The sequence below is a fragment of the Rhizobium sp. P40RR-XXII genome, from assembly GCF_012641405.1.
Taxonomy (GTDB): Bacteria; Pseudomonadota; Alphaproteobacteria; order Rhizobiales; family Rhizobiaceae; genus Rhizobium.
Map to the genome: position 1 here is coordinate 72,251 of NZ_JABAII010000009.1, position 18,861 is coordinate 91,111.

Below are 18,861 nucleotides of genomic sequence, written 5' to 3' on the forward strand. Positions count from 1 at the left end.
GGCATGACCGCCGAATAGAGTGCACCAGCCTTTGGTCGACCTATCTATTTGGCGCCACCACAACTCCGTCCCGGGAATGACTTTGCGCGGGCTGTCGCTGCGATCGAACTCGCGATTTGCGAGGCCTCGATCCCAATCTGGAGAAGCAGGCCCGTCGTAGCAGGGTTAAAGCCGCAGAAGTACAGACCGTCATTTCCCGGTTGAAGCTCGTCCCGTGCCGGCCTCCCCGCATCCGAAAACCGGTCGGTTAAATCCGGCAGAAGTGTCTCGAGAGCCGGCTTATAGCCTGTCGCCAGCACAATCGCATCGAAATCCTGCGACCGATCGTCGGAGAAGAACACGCTCGCACCATCCGACATTTCGATGCCAGGGAACACCCTGATCAGACCATCTCTGATCTTCGCGATAGTCCCAATGTCGATGAACGGCGTCCGACCTTGCTCTATCATCCTGGTCAGAGGGCCATGCCGAGCGAGCTTGAGACCCAGTTCCTCGATATCGCGATAGCGTAAACTCAAAAATGGCGCGTTAAATGCATCGACCATTCTGTATGGAAACCGTTGTTGAACAATGGCGATCGTCGCGCTTGGCATACCGAATATTTCCCTCGGAACGATATTGACCGGACCGCGCACCGACATGGCAACATCGAGACCCGCCTCAGCACATTCCAGTGCAATCTCTCCCGCCGAATTTCCAAAGCCGACTACCAGGATTCGACCTGCGTCGAGAGCTGAAGCGTTGCGGTAATCGGAAGAGTGAATAATCGTTCCTGGAAAATGATTCTGACCGGTCCAATGCGGTCTAAAGGGAGTGCTTGAGAGACCGGTTGCGATTACGATAGCGCTCGCCTCGAACACATCGCCATCGGTGGTTTCGACGAGCCAGTCCGTCTTTTTGGATACGCTCGCCACCGTCTTGTCGGTGATAATTCGAAGGCTGTTTGCACGCGCATAGCTTTCGAGGTAGTCGATGACCTGCAACCGCGACGGATATTTTGGATAATCGGCGGGCATCGGCCTTCCCGGAAGCGCTGAGTGGCGTTTGTCAGTATGGAGGTGAAGACGATCGTAGTGCCTCCGCCAAGAGGCGCCGAGACTGTTCGTCGCTTCAAGGATAATGGAACGGCACCCTCTTGCACGGAGCGCCGCGGCGCATGCCAACCCGGCAGGGCCTGCGCCGATAATGACTGTCTCCTCATCAGCCATGTGCGATTCCTCCGTTAAGCTCCTGCCTTCAACGCTTGAGGCTACACCATCAGGAGGCTCCACGCATTCATGTCATGCCTCCACGCCTAGCTTAACATGAGCTTGTATTTTGACTCGTACCGGACAGAGACCTGGACAAGGCTGCTTACACGCCGACAGGCCAAAGAACTCGTGCAGCGTCAGAGAAGTACACCCCACGGGCCTCTCTGTACCGGATGACTTATAGCGTCCATCCCGTCAGAGTTTCGCTTCCGTCGCCTTCAGGGTTTGTCGAGGTCACGACGCTTTAACGATATTACACGGTGGGTTACAGATGCAGCAAGGCGATGCGGATATCGATATCAGGTGCGTGAAGGGCCTGCGCTCCGCAAGCAGCCGCGCCTGCGGTACGCGAAAGAACTTATTCGCTACGCGTGCCCTAGCGCGCCGCTCGGCAATCGCATCCGGCTTCTTGTTGCTCTCGATGAGCTTGGTTCGCTGATGCTTGCGGAATGCCTCGCCTGTTCAGTCATGGGTTCCAAGTTCGTTCATCAAATCGCACGTGTCAGCTCTCATCGACGGATTTCGAATTTCACTCATGACGGAGGTCTTGCCTATTGGCACAGTCCTTGCGGTGCAGTGGAGGTGCATCATTTGGCCAGCATCGAACTTGATGACGCCAGCGCGATCTTCGAATTGGGCCGGCGAGCCGAACCTGCACTCCGAACTCTGGATGGGGCCTGATAGGCGACGGGGAGGATTCGCCGTTTGAGGATCGGAGGCGCTATCATTGAAGGCAGGCAGACATTCGTCGTGCAGTGTGGCCGCTTCGAGGTAAATGTCGACGGAGAGGGCCACCTGGGACGTTCCGGTCGGCCCAGCGGGTTCATGGCGTCAGACGTCACCCCGTCGGCCTCCAAGCGACGAGCGGCGTGGCCTTGCCTAATCGGTCGCGAATCGTTCTTGGCGGTCCGGCACGCACCAAAACTTCCGCGCTGGGATCGTTGCTGGGGTTGAGCTCCCACGCCTCGCGCCGTTCATTGTCGAAGACGAAGCCGCCGCTAAGGTCATCCAGCCGGAAGGTGATATAATCGGTCCAATGCTGGCCGCAGGCAACACCGTTCTCGACGGTAAAGTATCGACCCTTGACCGCAATCGTCGCACCGCCATCGAGGAAGGGATCGCACTGCCCTCCTTCATCAGCCTTCATGACGACATGGTCGTTGCGGCCTGCGGCGACGAATTGGCCATCCCTGTTCTCGAACACGATAAGGGGACGCGCTGGAGCGCCATCCGAGCCCGAAGCCAGCCCATCCTCGTCGTCGCGACTAAGTACGATAATCTCGAAGCTTCGCAGCGGTTTTCCCGCCGCCAGGCGCGCACTGGCGATGGCGTGATATCCAGCCGGGAGCTGCCTGACGATGTCGGGAGACACATTTCCCTCGGCCGCCGATGGCAACGATACTCCAACTACGATGACTCCAACTATGATGGCGAGGATCGTTTTCATGTTGGTGCCTCTGGCCCTCCTGCTTCATCCTCAGGCACTTCATCCGACAGGAAAACAATATCAGCCCCCAGCCCGGTTTTCAGTAAGGCAGCGAGATCGGGTGCTACGAACGGCGCATCGTCGTCGAGAAACAGCGATCCGGCATCAACTAGATAGGTCGCAAGCCCCTCCGCTCCAGCGCCGTGCACCAACAGCTGACCACCGCCATTGTCTGCATAGGGCATTGCACCTGGAATCCTGGTCGACACGCCGTATGCCTGATCCATCGCGATAACATGATCGGGACCCCACACGCGCAGTTCTCCCCTTCGGTTCCAGAGAAGCACGACATCGGTCATCTGTGTGACCATATCGAGGTAACCGGCTGGTATGTCCGCATAGACCTCCCGAAGGCGTTCGATATCGACGCCGCGGGCGGGCCATATGAATAAATCTGAAACGAGGCGCTCAACTCCATCGGCTGCGGGGATCCTCAACGTTGGGACGTGGGTTGGAGTGGAGGTCAGTCATCGGCTCGGTAGATCATCGAAAGTTTCCAGCCGTTCGTTTGGCGCCGAAAAACGAGGTTGCCAACATTCTGGTCGCCGCTACCGTCCACGTCGATGCGCGGGAACACCGGATTGGCACGCAGAAAATCCAGGGTATTGCCGCTGAAGCCGCGCATATTGGGGTCCTCCTTCAGATGGGAGCGCAACAACGGTGCGAACGCCCGCTTCCCGATCGCCTTGACCGGATCGTCATCCAGCTGGCCTTTTGTTTTGAGCGGGAATACCGTCAGCGCTTCGATGGCCGCGATATCATCGTTCATGACCGCTTGGCGAAAATGCGCCCAGAAGGATTGGAATTCGGTAAGGTTCGCGACCTCGAATCCTTGGTGAAGTGAGACTTGTGCGGATGCCGCGCCCACCCGGAAAGGGGAAAGGACAGCCGCCATCGCGAGCAAAGCACACCGAAACATTCTGCTTCCCATGCGAAAACCCTCGGGACGTACGAACGCAACGTACGCTATCAAATTTTGGTGCGACACAGCTACACCGTCGCGCACCTATGACGGGAAAAAATGACGGGTAAAAATTTCCGGCACCGAGCACGTGAAGTCGAGACATGGCCCGAGGAACGCCGTGCCGCATATTTCGCTGGGACGCCAAAATCGGTCAGATCATATCGGCTCATGCCGAGCCTGAATCATCTCGCCGGCAAGAAGAAAGGGCTTTAAGGGGGGGGGGGGCGCCCTACTTTGCGCTAAAAGGCCGGGCCAGTGTGACGGAATTGGTAGACGTATCACCGCAGTGATCCTAAACCCTATGGCTCAGCTGCGGGTTCGACCCCTGCCGCTGGCATCTCATTTACGCGATCGCGGCCTAGACTGAACGCGCGAAATCTTAGACTGGCGGGTGTCTCGAGCCGCGGGCTGCCGAACCTTCTTAAAGTCAATCGAAGGGAAGGGAACTGTCACGCGTGTGATTCCCGGTGCTCCCAGGAATAGACAGGCCGGCGATATGCTGGCAGACATCGTGAGTATCAACAGTCAGCGGTCGCAATAAAGGGGGAAATGAAGCTTGATCACGGTGGAATTGCAAGTCCGGGAGGTCGTGGCGGCATTCAATTCCGGAAAGCATGCCGACGCGCTTAGATTGTGCCGTAATGCCCTGGACGACAACCCGAATGACTCCGTACTGAACCACCTCCTCGCTGCGGGGAGCTTCGCGGTCCAGGATTTCGTCACGGCGCTGGATTGTGCCGAGGAGAGCCTCAAAGTCAGGCCGGGAAATCCGGCAACATTGTTCCTCGCCGGGCGCGCTGCTCGCGCTCTTGGCCGGCTTGACCTTGCCGAAAGTTATTTCGCTCACCTTCCAGTCGCCATCCCGGACGCGCTCGCCGAGCTCGCCAGGACACTTGAACAGAATAGCAAACGCCAGCAGGCAGCTGAGGCCTGGCAGCGGGTACTCGAGATCGATCCATCCTCACGGGAGGCCGCGGCAAGGCTTGGCCGTCTCCTTTGGGAAGCCGGGGATTTCGAAAATGCCCGCGAACGGCTGGAGTTTGCAGTGAAGGAAGATGCACCTCACAGCGCTTGGTTCGACCTCGGTCTCGCGCGTCAAGATTGTGACGATCTTGCCGGTGCCGTGGATGCCTTTAAAATGGCGCTCGCGCGTAAGCCGGATGATCCGCAAGCTAAATTCAACCTCGGTAGCGCTCTGCAGCAGCTTGGTGATATGGAAGGTGCAATTGGCGCGTACCGGGATGCCTATGCGCTCTCGTCTGCGACGCTGGGCATGATAGCAAATGTGCTGAGTTCTGGACGCAATGGACTGTTATTCCTCGACAAGGCGGACCTGCGCTCTTTTCTCTCCAGGTGAGCGGGAACGCTTATCCCTGAATTTCTTGCGATAAACGCCAGGCTCGACCAGAATTTGGCCGACTGTCCGGTCATAACCGGCGATCTGTTCGCCGTCAAAGCTTTCGCAGACAAGCTCAAGGTCTTCCCGCCGGACGGGAAAGCATTGTGCGACCGGCAACCCCTTGGACAATACGCCCTGGAAATCCGGTCTTGTCCAGATTGCCGGGAAATTGATGCCTGCGTCGTGGAATTTGTCGCAATCTACCATTCCGGTTACGGTTCGAAACGGGAGGTCTTCCCGATTGGCAGGATGCGTCGCAAAAAGCGACCACTTTTCTTCAAGCTCAATCGTCCAAAAACTGTTGAATTTGATCGCTGCCAGTTGGCATGATCCCTCTTTGGCCAGCGCTGATCCAAGGATTTGTTCCGGCACATGGAAACTCAGCGGCGCACGGGGGTGGTTTTTCGCAGCCGGTATTGGCACATCCCAGTCCCAGGAGAATTTTCCAGCTTTTACTACGACGTCGCATGGCAGCAGGATCATGAAGCCATGGGTCATGGCGTCGACAAAAGGCGGGCATTGCTTGACGGTTCGTATGTCACGTCCATGAAATTCCGAAAACGAGGTAGTCGGCATCTGGCGAAGCCAATCGGGCAAACAGGACCGCGCCGCCGCTGGTTTCGGCAAATAATCATGCAAATTCGGGTCGCAACGGAAAATGATCTTCATGCGGCTCACAGAACAGCTCAGCGCTTAATATCAATGTCTAACTTTGTCGCCGGACAGTGTTCCCTCAAGCGATTTGGAAATTAGTATGCCTTCTCAAAGGGGGCGGAACAAGAGGAGTGCGAAATCGTCCGAGGCGTTATCAACCAAACACCAACAACGGCAGATTTGATGATGATGGCACCGTTATGATTGCGGCGCATTTGGCGGCCCGTAGCAGCTCGCAAGACCTGCTGCAATTGCAGTGCGGGAGGCGCGCACGACAGGAAGGTTTTCATGCCTCCTTCCCACTTCGGCTTTGCCGCATTGCTCGCCTGGCAACAACGCGCTGGGACCATGAAAGTCGACTTCATGGAAATGCAGGTCGGCAAGTTCGGGGTTGATCCACGCAGCGACACGCTCGGAAACAGGATGAATTCGGCCAGCTGCGACTGGTCATCGGGCTGTTAATGCACGAGTGGGAGAGCGGCACCCTGGCCCAATTGCAGGATCACGGGGAGCTATTCACTCTCAAACTCCTGACCTTGGCCAAAATTCGCAAGTCCACCATGGGTCGTCGTCCACGACAAAAAACTACGCTGGCATTGGCTGCATCTGCCGCCATCGCGCTTGTAGACCTTGCTCTTGCTCGTCGCGAGCGTCCTCTTGCTATTGGGCATTTATATTCTTCAGCCCAATCAGGGCGCGGTTCTCCCTCCGTCATGGCAACACCGTTGAGTTTCATCGGGCCTAAGTCCTGCATCGTCGGGACTTAGGTCCATCTTCAGAAGCAGCGCTCGTGACGTATAATATTCGTGGGACGCAACCTTACTAAGGTGTGCGCAAATCGGATTGGAAGAAGACATGAAAAATATTGCGATCGCCGCATTAGTGCTTGTAGCGACGTTATCAGCATCGCCGGCATTTTCCCAGGTCTACTTTGAGTACGGGATTGGGCCTCGCTACGACTACGATCGGCCACCGCCGCGGTACTATCGTCACCCGCCAGCCTACGCGTATGACGGCTACTACGACGGCCCGAGATATAGTGATGGCCAGCGGTGCTGGACAGAGAGACGTTACGGGTTCCGCCATCACCACCGAGTAATGATACGTCAGACGGTGTGCAACTAATTCGAAGGGAACATTCCGGCCAACTGACCGTTGTGTCGAAAGGGTGTCATTCCCTGCACCTTTTAATCGTTCCCACAGACTGGCCCGATTTCGTAATCGGGCCTTTTTTTAGGGGCGGATCGAACACCGCTCTGTCTCGATAAATTCATTCTGCTGACAAAGTCAGCCTTGCAGCCGTAGCGTCGTTGACATCACTCGATTGAGATTCATGGCCGGCAGCTTTTGGCTAACGGTCGAAATTTCTCAAATACTTTGATGGCGATGCGCCGAGCGCCTTTTTAAACATGGTGATAAATGCCGACACGGATTCATACCCCAGGTCGGCCGAAACCTTTTGCACCGTCGCCCCCGACGCGAGGCTGCGGATGGCGATGATCAGCTGCAACTGCTGTCGCCAGCGACCGAACGTCAAACCGGTTTCTTGCTGAACGAGACGCGCGAGGGAGTTCTCGCTCATTGCCACCCGCTTTGCCCATTGCCTCATCGTGCTCCGGTCGGAAGGATCCTCCACCAGCGCGGACGCGATACGGTCCAGTCTCGGCTCGGCTGTCAGCGGTAGGTGCAGATCCTCTACCGGCATCTTTGGCAAAGCAGCCAGAAGCAATGTCGTCATTGTCTCCGCATAAGCCCCCGCGACCACGGACTCAGCCATCTCGATAATGAGCTCTCTGACAAGCGGGGAAAGCGAAAGCGTGCAGCATCTATCGGGCAGATCGGCGGTACCCGGCTCAATAAATAAAAAAAACAAACGCGCATTGGCGGTCGCAACGTTGCTGTGCAGCATCCCGCCGGGAACCCATACGCCGCACTGGGGCGGAACCATCCACATCCCGCTCGGTACGCGACACGTCACTCCGCCTCGCGAAGCCATGACGAGCTGTCCTTTTCGATGCCGGTGCTCAGGCGCCTCGCGCTCATTTTGCGAGACGTCGATCTTCACCGCATGCGCTCGAGCGGTCGACTGTTCAAGATCCTCCTCAACGAGAGCGTCAGAAAGGGATGCGCGTGGCTGGCTTAATTTAGTGATCATTTGAGAGAATATCTAAATTCACCGCCAGGCTTTGTCGATAGGGTTACCGCATCATATTCGGAGAACGGCGATGTCAGTTGAAAATCATGGGCCCCAATGGTGGTCTGATATCATCTCGAGGGCAATTAGACTGCCGCAGAACCGCTATCGCAAATCCTGCATGTTGCCCCCTCGAACGTACGCCCGTCAGTGGCAGCGGCACAACGCGCGCAAAAGAGGGATGAAAGCCTTCCTCGTGAAGGTCCGCAGGGTTTTCGGCGACAAGGCTCCAGTTCCTCCAGCCGTTTCAGGCGAAGATCCGCTGCAAGCCTACATATACGCCTGCCTAGCAGCTCCGTTCTTTTGTTATGTCCCGCCCGCGATCTACGGACTGACCGTTGCCGACGAGAAGCGAGGCGCCCCGGCGGCCCCACATCAGACAGGTGACATGTGAGCGTCCGAGCGGTTATCACCGCGGACAACGTCGTCTTCTCACTGAAGACATTCTTCGCAGCTATGCTGGCCTATTACATCGCAGTAAGGTTCGATCTGTCGCGGCCCTTCTGGGCAGTGGCAACCGTCTATATCGTTGCTCATCCCCTTTCGGGCGCGATCTCATCGAAATCGGTCTATCGGCTGCTGGGGACGCTGATCGGTGGCGCCGCGACCGTCGTTCTGGTTCCGAACCTCGTGAACGATCCTATACTGCTTTCCGCAGCGATCATTGCATGGGTTTCGGGATGCACTTTCCTTAGCCTTCTTGATCGTACGCCGCACAGCTATGTTTCCCTCCTTGCCGGCTACACTGTCCTTCTTGCGGGATTGCCACTGGTCACGGCGCCAGCAAACACGTTCGACACTGTTGTCTCCCGCGTCGAGGAGATCGGGCTTGCGATCCTGTGCGGCTCGATCATCAGCCACGTTGTTCTTCCAGTCCATGTGGGGCCAATACTTCTCGGGCGGATCGATGCCTGGATTGCAAGGGCGCAGAAGCTCCTCGCGGCAACGGCAACTGCAGGGGCGAACGAAACCCGAAGCAGAGCAGAACGACACGGTTTAGCGGCGGACGCGGCCGATCTACGGTCGTTTACGGTCCATCTTCGATATGATGGATCGAGGTATCGACATGCTGTTTCGCTGGTGAGGTCACTGCAGCACCGGATGGTCTCCTTCCTTCCGTTGCTGAGCGAACTCGAGGATCTGGGACGAGCACTGACCAAGCTCAACACCTCCGGCTCGGAGCAAGCAATTTCAATGATTGCAGGGGTAGGATCGTGTTCAACGAGCTCGTTCGAACCCTTCAAGATCAAAACTGATGCGCTCGCCTCTTGCGAAGCACCTAGATCATGGGAAGAGCTTCTTCTTGCGAATGCTGAGCGGAACCTGCGGGATGTCCTTCGGGTTTCTGGCGAGTGTCGTTCTCTGCGGGAAGCCTTGAAGGAAGAGAACATAGCGAGAGCGGCTCGTCGCTTCGCGGCTCCGGAGAATATGCCAGCCCCGCACCGCGATATCGGCATGGCATTGCTATCGGCGCTGGCGGTTGCGATCTGCCTCGCAACGACAACCTTTTTCTGGATTGCAAGCGGCTGGGCCGACGGAATGACATTTGCTCAGATTTCGGGCGTGCTTTGTTGCCTTCTTGCGACCATGGACGATCCGGTGCCAGCCATGCGCAAATTTATCCACGTCACGATCGGTTCTGCCGTCGCAGCGTTCGTCTATGGCTTCGCGATCCTTCCGATGATCGACGGCTTTGTGCCGCTCGCCGCTACCCTCGGACTGTTCCTGATCCCCGCCGGGATATGCCTCGCTGTGCCTTCGCTCGCGATCATCGGCATGGGGCTGTGCATAAACTTTCCCCTTCTTCTCAGCCTCCAGACACGCCAGAGCAGCGACTTCCTAACGTTTGCAAACACAGGGATCGCGACCATTCTTGCGATGGTGTGGACGATCGCGGTCTGCGGCATCTTTCGATCTGTCAAAGTGGAGACAAATGCCAGGAGGCTTTTTTCCGTGGCCCAGAAGCATGTCGCCCGGATTGCAGCCGGGCGACATGCCGACGCGCATATGACGCACCATCGCGTCATCGATGTGGCCGGCCTGTTTGCCGCCAGGGCGTCGAGACTTCCTGCGACCTCCGACGCCTCCGATGCCGACCTCATAAGGGATTTGCGCGCGGGGCTTTATATAACTGCGATGCGAGCACGCGCTGGGGAAACGTCGATGCCTGTTCGCTATAAGGCTGAAGTAGTCTTCTCAGGGCTGGAGGTCTTGTATCTGCTTGCGCCCGCTAAGCGTGGCGACGCCTTGGGAGCTGCCCTCGGGATGCTGGACGACCTTATCCATTCGACTACGGACGTGACCGCAACGGACGCCGACATGGAACTTGTGATGCACGCTGCCGCTCTTCGTCTCTGCCTCGCCCCGGAGGCCGATCCGCCGATTTCGGTAACACCTCCTGCAAGGAAAAACGCCGCGTGATTGGACAATTCGACCTTTACGGTGTCTTCCTGCCATGGTTCTCGGTACTTGCCCTGAGTGCATACGGTTTGTTCCGCTTACTCACATCAGGTCTCGCCAGGCTCGGGTTTTATCAAGCGGTGTGGCATCGCTCCCTGTTCAACCTCGCACTCTACATCACCCTCCTTGGCGGGCTTTCTGCCACTATCAACTGGTTGCAAAAATGAAAAACCTCACGATCACCTCGGGGCAGGCCCTGTTGACCTTATCTATGGTTGGCTGCGCGGCAATTCTAAGCTGGCACCTATGGTCCTTTTACATGGAAGCGCCATGGACACGCGACGCTCATGTCCGCGCGGATATCATCCGGCTGGCATCAGACGTCTCCGGCCCGGTCACGGAGGTTCTGGTGTCGGACAATGCAAGGGTGGAGAAGGGTATGCCCCTATTCCGGATAGAGGCAGACCGTTTCGAGCTGGCGCTGCGCGAAGCAGAAGCGCAGGTGCAAAGCACTGAGGCTGCAGCGGAGCTGGCAAGAACTGACTTCGAAAGATCCCAACTGCTCGCCTCCAAGGAAGCAGTCAGCCTCAAAGAGCGCCAGCATGCGGAGAGCCAGATGCACCAGGCAGACGCCGCCCATCAATCGGCGCTCGTTGCCCGGGATCTGGCGAAGCTGAACCTTGACCGGACAACCGTAAAAGCACCGGCCTCGGGTAAAATCACGAACTTCTCTCTACGTCGCGGCAATTATGTTTCCGCCGGAAATGCCGTCGGAGTGCTGGTAGAAAGTGATGCCATCTACATCGCGGGGTACTTTGAAGAAACAAAACTCCCACGGATCCACATCGGCGATCAAGTGAAGATCGATATCATGGGCGAGCCGCAATCGGTTACCGGGCGCGTTGCGGGTATTGCCGCCGGAATTGAAGACCGAGAGAGAAGTGATACTGCAGGCTCGCTGGCAAGCGTCGCGCCGACATTCTCATGGGTTCGCCTGGCTCAAAGAATTCCAGTTCGCATCGAAATCGAAGATGTCCCGGATACGGTGAAGCTGATTGCTGGGAGAACTGCAACCGTTTCGCTGGAGCCGAGACCCAATTGATATGCAACGGTGCTTCCTTGAATAAATTCAGTGGGATGGCTTCGCATAGGTTCATCGGTCCCGTGGAAGGTATTTGCCTGTGACTATGTCTAATAAGGCGCTCGAAGGCTGTCTGGGATCCTATCCGCGAGATATCGCTCGGGCGATATATAGAATCCTATTTGCAAGGTGATGTGTTTCGATCACAATGACTGCATCTCCACTCCACCACGGCTCATTTCGAGATAGGCAGCCGTTCTCCGGCTTTCACCGCGCCGTTCAGTCGATTGCCCGATGGCGCTAATGGACAGACATAGCGGGAAGAATAGGCGCACGAAGGAAAATAGGAGAAGTTGAAATCGAGCACCAGTGTGCCATCTGGACGGACAACTCCGAGATCCGCTCCCTTGATGGTGTCGAGGAGATATCGGCCACCACCGTACGTCTCGGTCCCCGAGGTCGCGTCGGCAAATGGCAGGAATACCCCACCGCCGTATCCCTCAATCCAGTAAAGGGTCAATTCGCCGCCCAACCTGGCCTCCAGCCCCGTTGTACGCGCGAACGCATGCATCGACAGGTCACCATCCGCTCCTGTGGCGACGGTTATCCGTTCCGGCGTTACCGGAATAAGCTGCACCGCCAGACGCAGTGACGGATCGTAGGGAAATATGGCCGGCCCTTCGAACGTCTTGCGGTCCGCCGGTTCAATCGGCGACTGAGGATGGTCGCGAAACAGGGTCGAACGGGTGTCGCACCAAAGCCCCCAGGCAGCAACCACGTCCTGGCTAGAACGTACCACGTAGTAAAGATCTGCGATCTTCTCGCGCCATTCCCACAGCTGTTGAGTCTCGCTCAAATCGCTTTCTCCCATGTCAGAAATTACGCCGCGTTCATCGATGCGCCCGGTTTCTTCAGGACAACCAGAACAATATCCTTTTGCGATAAATCGTCCGGCTGATCAGTTCGTCAAGTTCGTCAGGCCAAATTTGGAGATACCACTCATCGCTGAGAAGCCGGATCGGTAGGTGAAAATTCCGGAAGGAGGTTTTTAACCACGCCCTTTAATCGCGCCTACATGATCAAATGATACACGTGTGATGCAGCGCCTTGCGGACATGATGTCTTCTGCAGTCCCCGCCGACATGGTCTTTCCCAATTCATATCCCGGACTTCTCATGTCGCTCAAATTCGCGGCTGGGCATGTGCGCGCCCAGATCTCTTCCATATTTGTCGTAACCGGCTGCTTCCTTGCTGTCGCTCTGTTGCTGACAAGCTTGGTAGCGCATGTTGTCGCCACCATGACGCGCTCGATGAACGAAATCGATGATGCTCGCGCCGCCCGCGCTGCTGAAGCCGGAATTGCAGCATTTGCATCACGGCTGAGTGCTACCATCAGAGACAACGCCGTATGGGACGATGCCTACAAGGCCATCGGCGCCGAGACTGCCGCTGACTGGGCCTATACAAACTGGGGTAAGGTCAGCGCGAATTATCCACTGTATGATGGCGCGATCGTCATCGGCCCGGATGGTGCTACGCTTTCTGCCTATGCCAAGGGCAAACCGATCCAGCCCAGAGACTTTTTTGGCCATGCCTTCGACCGCCAAATCGAAGCGGCTGCCGGCCCGAGCCAGGATCCGATCGTGAATTTCATGAAGACGGAAAACGGCATTACTCTCATGGCCTCACAGGCCATACAGCCATATACCCCCGGCACCGTACTTCCAAAGCTAAGCGTGTTGAGCTTCACTAAAGATCTAACGCCTGACGTCCTTGACATACTATCGAATGAACACGAGCTCGAAGGATTACACCTGACACTCGCGGCCGAACCGGGCTCCCTCAGTTGGCCAATCAAAGATATAAATGGGACGCCGATCGCATATCTCGTTTGGCCTAGCAAGGCGCCAGGAACTACCGTCCTGTCCAATGTGTCCCCTTATGTCGCAACGGCAGGCGTCATTCTTGCCCTTTTTCTCGGCGGCGTTCTTTTAGCCGGCACGTCTGAGGCGCGACGGCTGCGTCACCTCGCTGAAACTGCCCACTTTGAGGCCGGCCATGATAGTTTGAGCGGCTTGCTGAACAGACATGGGCTTCTCAACGCGCTCGATGAGATGAATGCATCGGTTGAGGCGCCCCTGTCACTTTATCTGATCGATCTTGATGGCTTCAAAGCGGTCAACGATGCCTGGGGGCATGCCGTCGGGGACGATTTGATCCGCATTATCGCCCAGGCACTACCGACCTGCCATCCCGAAATTCTCGCCGCCGCGAGGCTTGGTGGCGATGAATTCGCGCTGTTGCAGGTCGGGCATGCCACGTTCGGCCAGCTCGAAAAATCCATTCTCGCGCTGTTTACAGAACCCTTCAAGATCGATGGGCGCACCATCGAGGCCGGCGCCAGTATCGGAGCGGCGATCGGCGCAAGAGATGTAGCATCCCTTGAACTTCTGCGCAGAGCCGACATGGCGCTTTATCGCGCCAAGGAAAACGGCAAGGGACGTGCGGTCGAATACAGTTCCGGGCTCGACCAGGATCGACAGCGTATCGCCGAAATGGAGGGCATGTTGAGACATGCCATCAACAGCGGTGCAATCAAACCCGCCTTCCAGCCCCTGGTCTCCGCGTCGACGGGCGTGATTGTCGGCGTCGAAGCCTTGGCCCGCTGGCGCAGTCCCGCGGGAAGCATTAGCCCCGAAATATTCATCCCACTTGCAGAAAAATCCGGCCTGATCGACGCCCTTGGCATCCATATGCTGCGAACCTCTATTGCTTCCGCGAAAAACTGGAGCGGCCTGACGCTATCGGTCAACGTGTCGCCAATTCAACTATGCAATCCGGATTTCGCCGCCCAGGTGATCGCCGTCCTGCAGGACTTCGCGTTCGATCCGACCCGTCTCACGTTGGAAATTACTGAAGGCGTTCTCATTACCAATCCAGATCAAGCTCGGCGGTCGATCAATCAGCTGAAGAGCATCGGCATAAGGTTTGCGCTTGACGATTTCGGCTGTGGTTATGCAAGTATCGGCGCGTTGCGGCAGTTTGGGTTCGACCGCATGAAGATAGACCGCTCTCTAATATCCAGTGTGGGTGATGGGGGAAATGGAGTGGATGTTCTTCGTGCAACAATCTCCCTGGCCACAGCCCTTGGAATTCCAGTGACTGCGGAAGGGATCGAAACCGCCGCTCAAGCAGCAATATTGCGCGCCGCCGGATGCGATCAGCTTCAAGGATATATGGTCGGCAAGCCAGTCTCAGCGGATGAAATTTCAGGAAGATTGTTTCAAAAAGATCAGCCGCGCGAATATGTGAGCGTCCAATCCAGCCGATAAGTCCCGACCTTCGGGTCGTTGGGTTACCAAGATCATTGCCAGGTTACGACGAGGTAGTTCACGGCCTATCGAAAGCGCAAAAAAGTCCGCCTATCAGATTGAAGCACCAGTCCCTAGATGCGCCTTAGTCCAAACCGCCAGCCCAAATGCTTGATCTCCTCCGAGAAAACCTGCACTCGTTCGATCGCCCAAACTCCGCTGAGCTTGGTCCAGGCATAAGCAGCACGTCGATTGAGCTTCCAGGTACGATGAATAAGTCCAAAGGCGCTCGCCTCCAACGTGACGACCTGATTGAGGGTTTCGGTGATCTCGTCCAGGTCTATGTTTAGATCTTCGCGGCTGAACTGCCATTGCGCTTTGTAGCGGCGGCGAAACTGTAGAGCGACATCTTGCATAAGTTGGCGCCGGTCGATCACGACACCGTCAACCTGCTGGTAGGCCAAGGTGGGTGAAAACAACACTTGGTAAGCAGCGATATCTCTGTTCAAGAACGCCGCGCGGGCTGCCGCGTGCCGTTCATCCAATTCCTCTTCGACGCTCTTTGGTTGAGCCATTTGTATCCTATGCTGTATAGTGACGGGAGCATGGGTGCTTCGTTTGCAATTTTGACGATCCGGGATAACGACTGCAAGTGCGACATCCACATAATTCGAAAAATACCAGCGGTTATGGAGCCTGGCGTGGCTTCGACTTCTGCCTCTGTGCTTCGGCCTGGCGGTTGCTTTGTATCGCGGCCAGTAGCTCCTGTTGAGCCTGGCGCTAGCGTTCGATCTCAGGTGATTGGTTCGGATCCGCCGGGATTGGCGTTGATGGCGTTTGGTCGACTGCCCGCTCGGCACGAACGGCAGCATTCGCTTCTGCCGGGTGCGATAGGCATGGTCCTCACCGCCTCGTCCGGCTGCTAGCGGCGGTCCTGATCCGTATATGAGGCCTGCGCATGCCATGCGAAGAAGCCAGCAACTTTATTCGGGGACGCTTGCCTCGTCGGCCGCTGGCGACGCATCGGCGCTGCCGGCCAGCGGATGACCGCCTCATTTCGAGGAAGAAAAAGAAGGGGCCGCCCTGTTCCAGGAATCGCTTCCTAGGGAGCGAACAAGAGGAGATCGGCCCGGCGGCGTGCCTGCGACAAAAATGGGCGACAGAGGTAATGCTTCGGTATATACTCGTTATAGCAAAAGGAGGTTGGCATGTCGACGAAAGCCGTTTTCACGATGAAACTGGAGCCGGAGCTGCGCGACACGTTCATGGCCGAAGCAGCTGCGGATGACCGGCCAGCGGCTCAGGTCCTGCGCGAGTTGATGCGCGAATATATCAACCGGCGCCAAGACGCGCGACAGTACGATGATTACTTGCGTCGCAAGGTAGAGATCGCACGCGGACAGCGTGACGCCGGTATGCATGTCTCCAATGAAGAAGTGGAAGCCGAAGCGACGGCACGCCGAGCGGAACTGCGCCGCCGGATCGATGAGGCGGATCTGTGAAAGTCCGATGGACTGCGGCGGCACGACAGGATCGGGCCGATATTGTCGATTACATCGCAGTCGAGAATCCGCGCGCGGCGCTCAATATCGACCAGCTGTTCGGCGAGACGGCCGGCAGGCTCGGCGATTTCCCGAAGCTCGGCCGAATAGGTAAGATCCCCAGCACACGTGAATTCATTTCGCATGAGAGCTACCGGTTCGTCTACGAAGTGGACGAAGCAGCCAACACGGTTTGGGTAATGGCGCTCGTACATACCGCCCGCCAATGGCCGCCAGCTCGGGATGATTAACCGCCTTCTTCAACAGAAACGCTTGTGGAGCCTGAAGAAAAAAATGGGTGGCCGGATAAATCCGCGACCCATAACATTGAAAGCTCCTACTGCCCTTAAAGTGGATTGAACCCCGTCACCGCCCGATCTCACTTGCGGTGGCGTCGTTCCAAAAGCCCACGTGCCGACATTGTTTCGGCCTTGCAGAAGATCAGGTCCGCGCCTCGTTACCTACTTAGTCGATGACCGTTCGGAAATGCGCGACGTCGCACTGCCAATGTTGATTGAGTTGCTGACGGACGAGGCTTCGGCGAGAACGATGTTCTTCGAAAGAATAGGTCGAGGCAACTTGTCAGGATTGGCATTGGCCCCTGTCAATATTCGCTCGGCAGAGCATTTTTTGCGGGCTCGGATGATATTCCAAAGATTCGGCGCCTACGTCGGGCAATCTTGCCGTGTCTGCCACCTTGGCCATATAAGGCCCGATGACATCTGATTCGAAGATTTTCGTCGGCCTGAGATCGACGCGAAACAAGCCGGCCGAACATCGCGACACAAGTGGCCCTAGATGCCAATGGGATGGATGCGACAAACAAGGCATCCATCGCGCGCCGGTGGGAGCGGATGGTGAAGGTCTATACCTGCTGTTCTGTCGTAACCATGCGAAAGAATATAGCGAAGGCTACAATTACGTGACGAAACTTTCGAACCCTGTCACGGCCCGCTATCAGAGGGAAGCGGCAGGTGGCAGCCGCCCCAGCTGGGGCGTTAGAGTCAATCACGTTTCTGAAACTCCCCTTCCCTCCTCAATTCGCTCCGGGACCGCAAAGACGATCAATGCGCGAAAAAGCGCCGCACAAAGCAAAGCAGCAAAAGCGGCCCTCCCATCCCGCAAACTTAAAGTGCTGGAAGCAAAAGCCTTCGAGACGCTCGGCCTTCCGCCGAACGCGACGCCGGAAGAAATCAGAAGCCGTTACAAGCAGAGACTCAAGATGTACCATCCCGACGCAAACGATGGAGATCGCTCGGCCGAGGAAGCTCTTCTGGCGGCAATTGATGCCTATAAAATCCTGAAGCTAAATGGCTTCTGTTAGGTGTGATACGTACTGGATGCCTTGAAGGGCGTCCCGATGGAGGTGCTTCTTCACGCATTTGTCCTCATCACAGCCATGTTCTGCATCATATCCTATACAAGCAAAACTTATGTACCAGTCAAATACTCAGGGATCCCATCGCAAGCGCGGCAGATGGCGATTGAGATTTTAGAGGCCGTATCTGGCCGTGAGCTACCACCGAGGCTTAAGCGAGACCATTAGCCCTTGAAAGGAGTCGAACCAGCGACCCGTCTTCTGGCCTGCTTGAAAAGCTGCTTGCGCCTCTTGGGACGGGTCAGTTTGTATCACGCCTGTCGGGACTGCCTGCCGCGCTTGATTGGATCGACCTTTCTTGCGCTCTGTCGCATAGGTGGGCGTGATCGTCCCGATCAACTCGCTCCTGTCCTTGAAAAGGACGGGCGGGTCGCGGTCCATACGCATTCGTCGGGCAGTCCGATCAGAAAACAAGGTGACTGGATAAATAGAACCTGTTTAATGGCGGGTCGCGGTATGCGAAATGCCATCGAGCGTCGCCAGAAGCTTTTCGGGCCATGTACTCGGCCTGATCCTGCGGCAGATCCGCCCCGAAATCGGCAGGGAACTTTGCCGGATCAAGATGCAGGAAGCCATCCTTGGTTGGTTTGATATCGTTGCTCGGTGACGGCATCGACTGGACCAATTGCCCGATGCTTTCGCTCCTTTCGGGCTGGAGCGCCGCGACATATACAAGTGCCTTCACCTTGGGATCATCGCCTGCCGCCGTGATGATCGTACCCCCGTAGCTGTGACCGACGAGAACGACGTCTCCGTCCTGCTGATCGAGCACACTTTTGGTGGCGGCAACGTCCTGGTCCAAGCCTGTCAGCGGCTGCTGGACAATGCTGGCAATATAGCCGTCGCGGGTCAGAATGTCATAAACGATGCGCCAGCCGGCGCCATCCACGAGCGCACCATGGGCGAGCACGATGTTTCGCGCTTCGGCTAAAGCTGGTGCTTACGGTAGAAGACAAAACAGGGCCGTAAGGCCAACGGCTGCTTGCTGAAAATCGACATGATCGGTACTTCCTTGAAATTTGTGTCTAGGATGACGCAGGCTTCGATAATCGCCCGATGGACATGTCTCACCCCTTGACGACGACCGGCGACTTGGTCGGCAGGCGATCGTAGAGGTCGATGATGTCCTGGCTGAGCAGGCACACGCAGCCCGACAAAACGGCATTGCCGATCGAACGCCTGTGGCGGGACGTTGTGTTTTCA

The 18,861-nt window shown here is 56.7% G+C and carries 18 protein-coding genes, 1 tRNA gene and 1 pseudogene; 10 read left to right on the forward strand and 10 right to left on the reverse strand.

Going from position 1 to position 18,861, the window contains the following annotated elements:
* Nucleotides 1–44: 44 nt before the first annotated feature.
* The 4 genes from HGP16_RS18700 to HGP16_RS18715 all read right to left on the reverse strand — a co-directional run bounded on the left by HGP16_RS18700 (nucleotide 45) and on the right by HGP16_RS18715 (nucleotide 3,667).
* A complete protein-coding gene (locus HGP16_RS18700; RefSeq protein WP_168841515.1) occupies nucleotides 45–1,208 on the reverse strand; it encodes an NAD(P)/FAD-dependent oxidoreductase in 1,164 nt (387 codons plus the stop codon).
* 880 nt (nucleotides 1,209–2,088) lie between these two features.
* Entirely contained in the window at nucleotides 2,089–2,697 is a 609-nt protein-coding gene (locus HGP16_RS18705) for a hypothetical protein (protein WP_168841516.1), read from the reverse strand.
* Nucleotides 2,694–3,035 carry a hypothetical protein gene (locus HGP16_RS18710; RefSeq protein WP_168841517.1) on the reverse strand — a complete coding sequence of 114 codons (342 nt, stop codon included), beginning with the start codon at nucleotides 3,033–3,035 and terminating at the stop codon, nucleotides 2,694–2,696. The genes HGP16_RS18705 and HGP16_RS18710 overlap by 4 nt, the downstream gene beginning before the upstream one ends.
* 164 nt (nucleotides 3,036–3,199) lie before the next feature.
* The gene (locus HGP16_RS18715) at nucleotides 3,200–3,667 is read right to left on the reverse strand and encodes a hypothetical protein (protein WP_168841518.1); all 468 of its coding nucleotides are present in this window, start codon (nucleotides 3,665–3,667) and stop codon (nucleotides 3,200–3,202) included.
* Nucleotides 3,668–3,951: 284 nt separating this feature from the next.
* Here HGP16_RS18715 and HGP16_RS18720 point away from each other — a divergent pair.
* Both HGP16_RS18720 and HGP16_RS18725 read left to right on the forward strand, forming a co-directional pair.
* Nucleotides 3,952–4,037 (forward strand) — tRNA-OTHER (locus HGP16_RS18720).
* A 228-nt stretch (nucleotides 4,038–4,265) separates the two neighbouring features.
* On the forward strand, nucleotides 4,266–5,057 hold the full coding sequence (locus HGP16_RS18725; RefSeq protein WP_312867327.1) for a tetratricopeptide repeat protein: 792 nt from the start codon (nucleotides 4,266–4,268) through the stop codon (nucleotides 5,055–5,057).
* Here HGP16_RS18725 and HGP16_RS18730 read toward each other — a convergent pair.
* Nucleotides 5,013–5,768 (reverse strand): hypothetical protein, encoded by a 756-nt coding sequence (locus tag HGP16_RS18730; protein ID WP_168841520.1) that lies wholly within the window; start codon nucleotides 5,766–5,768, stop codon nucleotides 5,013–5,015. The genes HGP16_RS18725 and HGP16_RS18730 overlap by 45 nt on opposite strands.
* A 273-nt stretch (nucleotides 5,769–6,041) precedes the next feature.
* Between HGP16_RS18730 and HGP16_RS34700 the strand changes: the two genes are divergently transcribed.
* The gene (locus tag HGP16_RS34700) at nucleotides 6,042–6,215 is read left to right on the forward strand and encodes a hypothetical protein (RefSeq protein ID WP_168841521.1); all 174 of its coding nucleotides are present in this window, start codon (nucleotides 6,042–6,044) and stop codon (nucleotides 6,213–6,215) included.
* Nucleotides 6,216–7,104: 889 nt separating this feature from the next.
* Here the strand turns inward: HGP16_RS34700 and HGP16_RS18740 are convergent.
* Nucleotides 7,105–7,908 (reverse strand): AraC family transcriptional regulator, encoded by an 804-nt coding sequence (locus HGP16_RS18740; RefSeq protein ID WP_168841522.1) that lies wholly within the window; start codon nucleotides 7,906–7,908, stop codon nucleotides 7,105–7,107.
* A 429-nt stretch (nucleotides 7,909–8,337) separates the two neighbouring features.
* On the opposite strand from HGP16_RS18740, the gene HGP16_RS18745 reads away from it, so the two are divergent.
* From HGP16_RS18745 to HGP16_RS18755, 3 genes are read left to right on the forward strand one after another with little or no spacing between them, the layout of a single operon-like run.
* Nucleotides 8,338–10,368, forward strand: a complete 2,031-nt coding sequence (locus HGP16_RS18745) for an FUSC family protein (RefSeq protein ID WP_168841523.1) — start codon at nucleotides 8,338–8,340, stop codon at nucleotides 10,366–10,368.
* Nucleotides 10,365–10,574, forward strand: coding sequence for a DUF1656 domain-containing protein (locus HGP16_RS34030; RefSeq protein WP_168841524.1), 210 nt, complete (start codon nucleotides 10,365–10,367; stop codon nucleotides 10,572–10,574). Before HGP16_RS18745 ends, HGP16_RS34030 begins: the two co-directional genes overlap by 4 nt.
* Nucleotides 10,571–11,449, forward strand: coding sequence for an HlyD family secretion protein (locus HGP16_RS18755; protein WP_168841525.1), 879 nt, complete (start codon nucleotides 10,571–10,573; stop codon nucleotides 11,447–11,449). The genes HGP16_RS34030 and HGP16_RS18755 overlap by 4 nt, the downstream gene beginning before the upstream one ends.
* A 214-nt stretch (nucleotides 11,450–11,663) precedes the next feature.
* On the opposite strand, the gene HGP16_RS18760 is transcribed toward HGP16_RS18755, so the two are convergent.
* Complete coding sequence (locus HGP16_RS18760; RefSeq protein WP_168841526.1) at nucleotides 11,664–12,299, reverse strand: DUF1684 domain-containing protein; 636 nt, start codon at nucleotides 12,297–12,299, stop codon at nucleotides 11,664–11,666.
* A gap of 304 nt (nucleotides 12,300–12,603) precedes the next feature.
* On the opposite strand from HGP16_RS18760, the gene HGP16_RS18765 reads away from it, so the two are divergent.
* Entirely contained in the window at nucleotides 12,604–14,760 is a 2,157-nt protein-coding gene (locus HGP16_RS18765; protein WP_168841641.1) for a bifunctional diguanylate cyclase/phosphodiesterase, read from the forward strand.
* Nucleotides 14,761–14,873: 113 nt separating this feature from the next.
* Here HGP16_RS18765 and HGP16_RS18770 read toward each other — a convergent pair whose 3' ends face one another.
* Nucleotides 14,874–15,314, reverse strand: coding sequence for a hypothetical protein (locus HGP16_RS18770; protein ID WP_168841527.1), 441 nt, complete (start codon nucleotides 15,312–15,314; stop codon nucleotides 14,874–14,876).
* Between the two features lie 633 nt (nucleotides 15,315–15,947).
* Here HGP16_RS18770 and HGP16_RS18775 point away from each other — a divergent pair.
* The 3 genes from HGP16_RS18775 (at nucleotide 15,948) to HGP16_RS18785 (ending at nucleotide 17,604) form a co-directional block, all read left to right on the forward strand.
* Nucleotides 15,948–16,241 (forward strand): antitoxin of toxin-antitoxin stability system, encoded by a 294-nt coding sequence (locus HGP16_RS18775; RefSeq protein ID WP_168841528.1) that lies wholly within the window; start codon nucleotides 15,948–15,950, stop codon nucleotides 16,239–16,241.
* A complete protein-coding gene (locus HGP16_RS18780) occupies nucleotides 16,238–16,531 on the forward strand; it encodes a type II toxin-antitoxin system RelE/ParE family toxin (protein ID WP_168841529.1) in 294 nt (97 codons plus the stop codon). The genes HGP16_RS18775 and HGP16_RS18780 overlap by 4 nt, the downstream gene beginning before the upstream one ends.
* 464 nt (nucleotides 16,532–16,995) lie before the next feature.
* On the forward strand, nucleotides 16,996–17,604 hold the full coding sequence (locus tag HGP16_RS18785) for a J domain-containing protein (protein ID WP_168841530.1): 609 nt from the start codon (nucleotides 16,996–16,998) through the stop codon (nucleotides 17,602–17,604).
* 457 nt (nucleotides 17,605–18,061) lie between these two features.
* On the opposite strand, the gene HGP16_RS18790 is transcribed toward HGP16_RS18785, so the two are convergent.
* Complete coding sequence (locus HGP16_RS18790; protein ID WP_409526850.1) at nucleotides 18,062–18,547, reverse strand: alpha/beta fold hydrolase; 486 nt, start codon at nucleotides 18,545–18,547, stop codon at nucleotides 18,062–18,064.
* Nucleotides 18,548–18,725: 178 nt separating this feature from the next.
* Nucleotides 18,726–18,836 (reverse strand): annotated as a pseudogene (locus HGP16_RS18795) (L,D-transpeptidase); the annotation flags it as partial.
* Nucleotides 18,837–18,861: the final 25 nt, after the last annotated feature.

Excerpts from the sequence above, each read along its gene's own strand:
- HGP16_RS18700 (WP_168841515.1), bottom strand. The coding sequence starts at position 1,208 with ATGGCTGATGAGGAGACAGTCATTATCGGCGCAGGCCCTGCCGGGTTG.
- HGP16_RS18705 (WP_168841516.1), bottom strand. The coding sequence starts at position 2,697 with ATGAAAACGATCCTCGCCATCATAGTTGGAGTCATCGTAGTTGGAGTA.
- HGP16_RS18710 (WP_168841517.1), bottom strand. The coding sequence starts at position 3,035 with ATGACCGATGTCGTGCTTCTCTGGAACCGAAGGGGAGAACTGCGCGTG.
- HGP16_RS18715 (WP_168841518.1), bottom strand. The coding sequence starts at position 3,667 with ATGGGAAGCAGAATGTTTCGGTGTGCTTTGCTCGCGATGGCGGCTGTC.
- HGP16_RS18730 (WP_168841520.1), bottom strand. The coding sequence starts at position 5,768 with ATGAAGATCATTTTCCGTTGCGACCCGAATTTGCATGATTATTTGCCG.
- HGP16_RS34700 (WP_168841521.1), top strand. The coding sequence starts at position 6,042 with ATGCCTCCTTCCCACTTCGGCTTTGCCGCATTGCTCGCCTGGCAACAA.
- HGP16_RS18740 (WP_168841522.1), bottom strand. The coding sequence starts at position 7,908 with ATGATCACTAAATTAAGCCAGCCACGCGCATCCCTTTCTGACGCTCTC.
- HGP16_RS18755 (WP_168841525.1), top strand. The coding sequence starts at position 10,571 with ATGAAAAACCTCACGATCACCTCGGGGCAGGCCCTGTTGACCTTATCT.
- HGP16_RS18760 (WP_168841526.1), bottom strand. The coding sequence starts at position 12,299 with ATGGGAGAAAGCGATTTGAGCGAGACTCAACAGCTGTGGGAATGGCGC.
- HGP16_RS18765 (WP_168841641.1), top strand. The coding sequence starts at position 12,604 with ATGTCGCTCAAATTCGCGGCTGGGCATGTGCGCGCCCAGATCTCTTCC.
- HGP16_RS18770 (WP_168841527.1), bottom strand. The coding sequence starts at position 15,314 with ATGGCTCAACCAAAGAGCGTCGAAGAGGAATTGGATGAACGGCACGCG.
- HGP16_RS18775 (WP_168841528.1), top strand. The coding sequence starts at position 15,948 with ATGTCGACGAAAGCCGTTTTCACGATGAAACTGGAGCCGGAGCTGCGC.
- HGP16_RS18785 (WP_168841530.1), top strand. The coding sequence starts at position 16,996 with ATGACATCTGATTCGAAGATTTTCGTCGGCCTGAGATCGACGCGAAAC.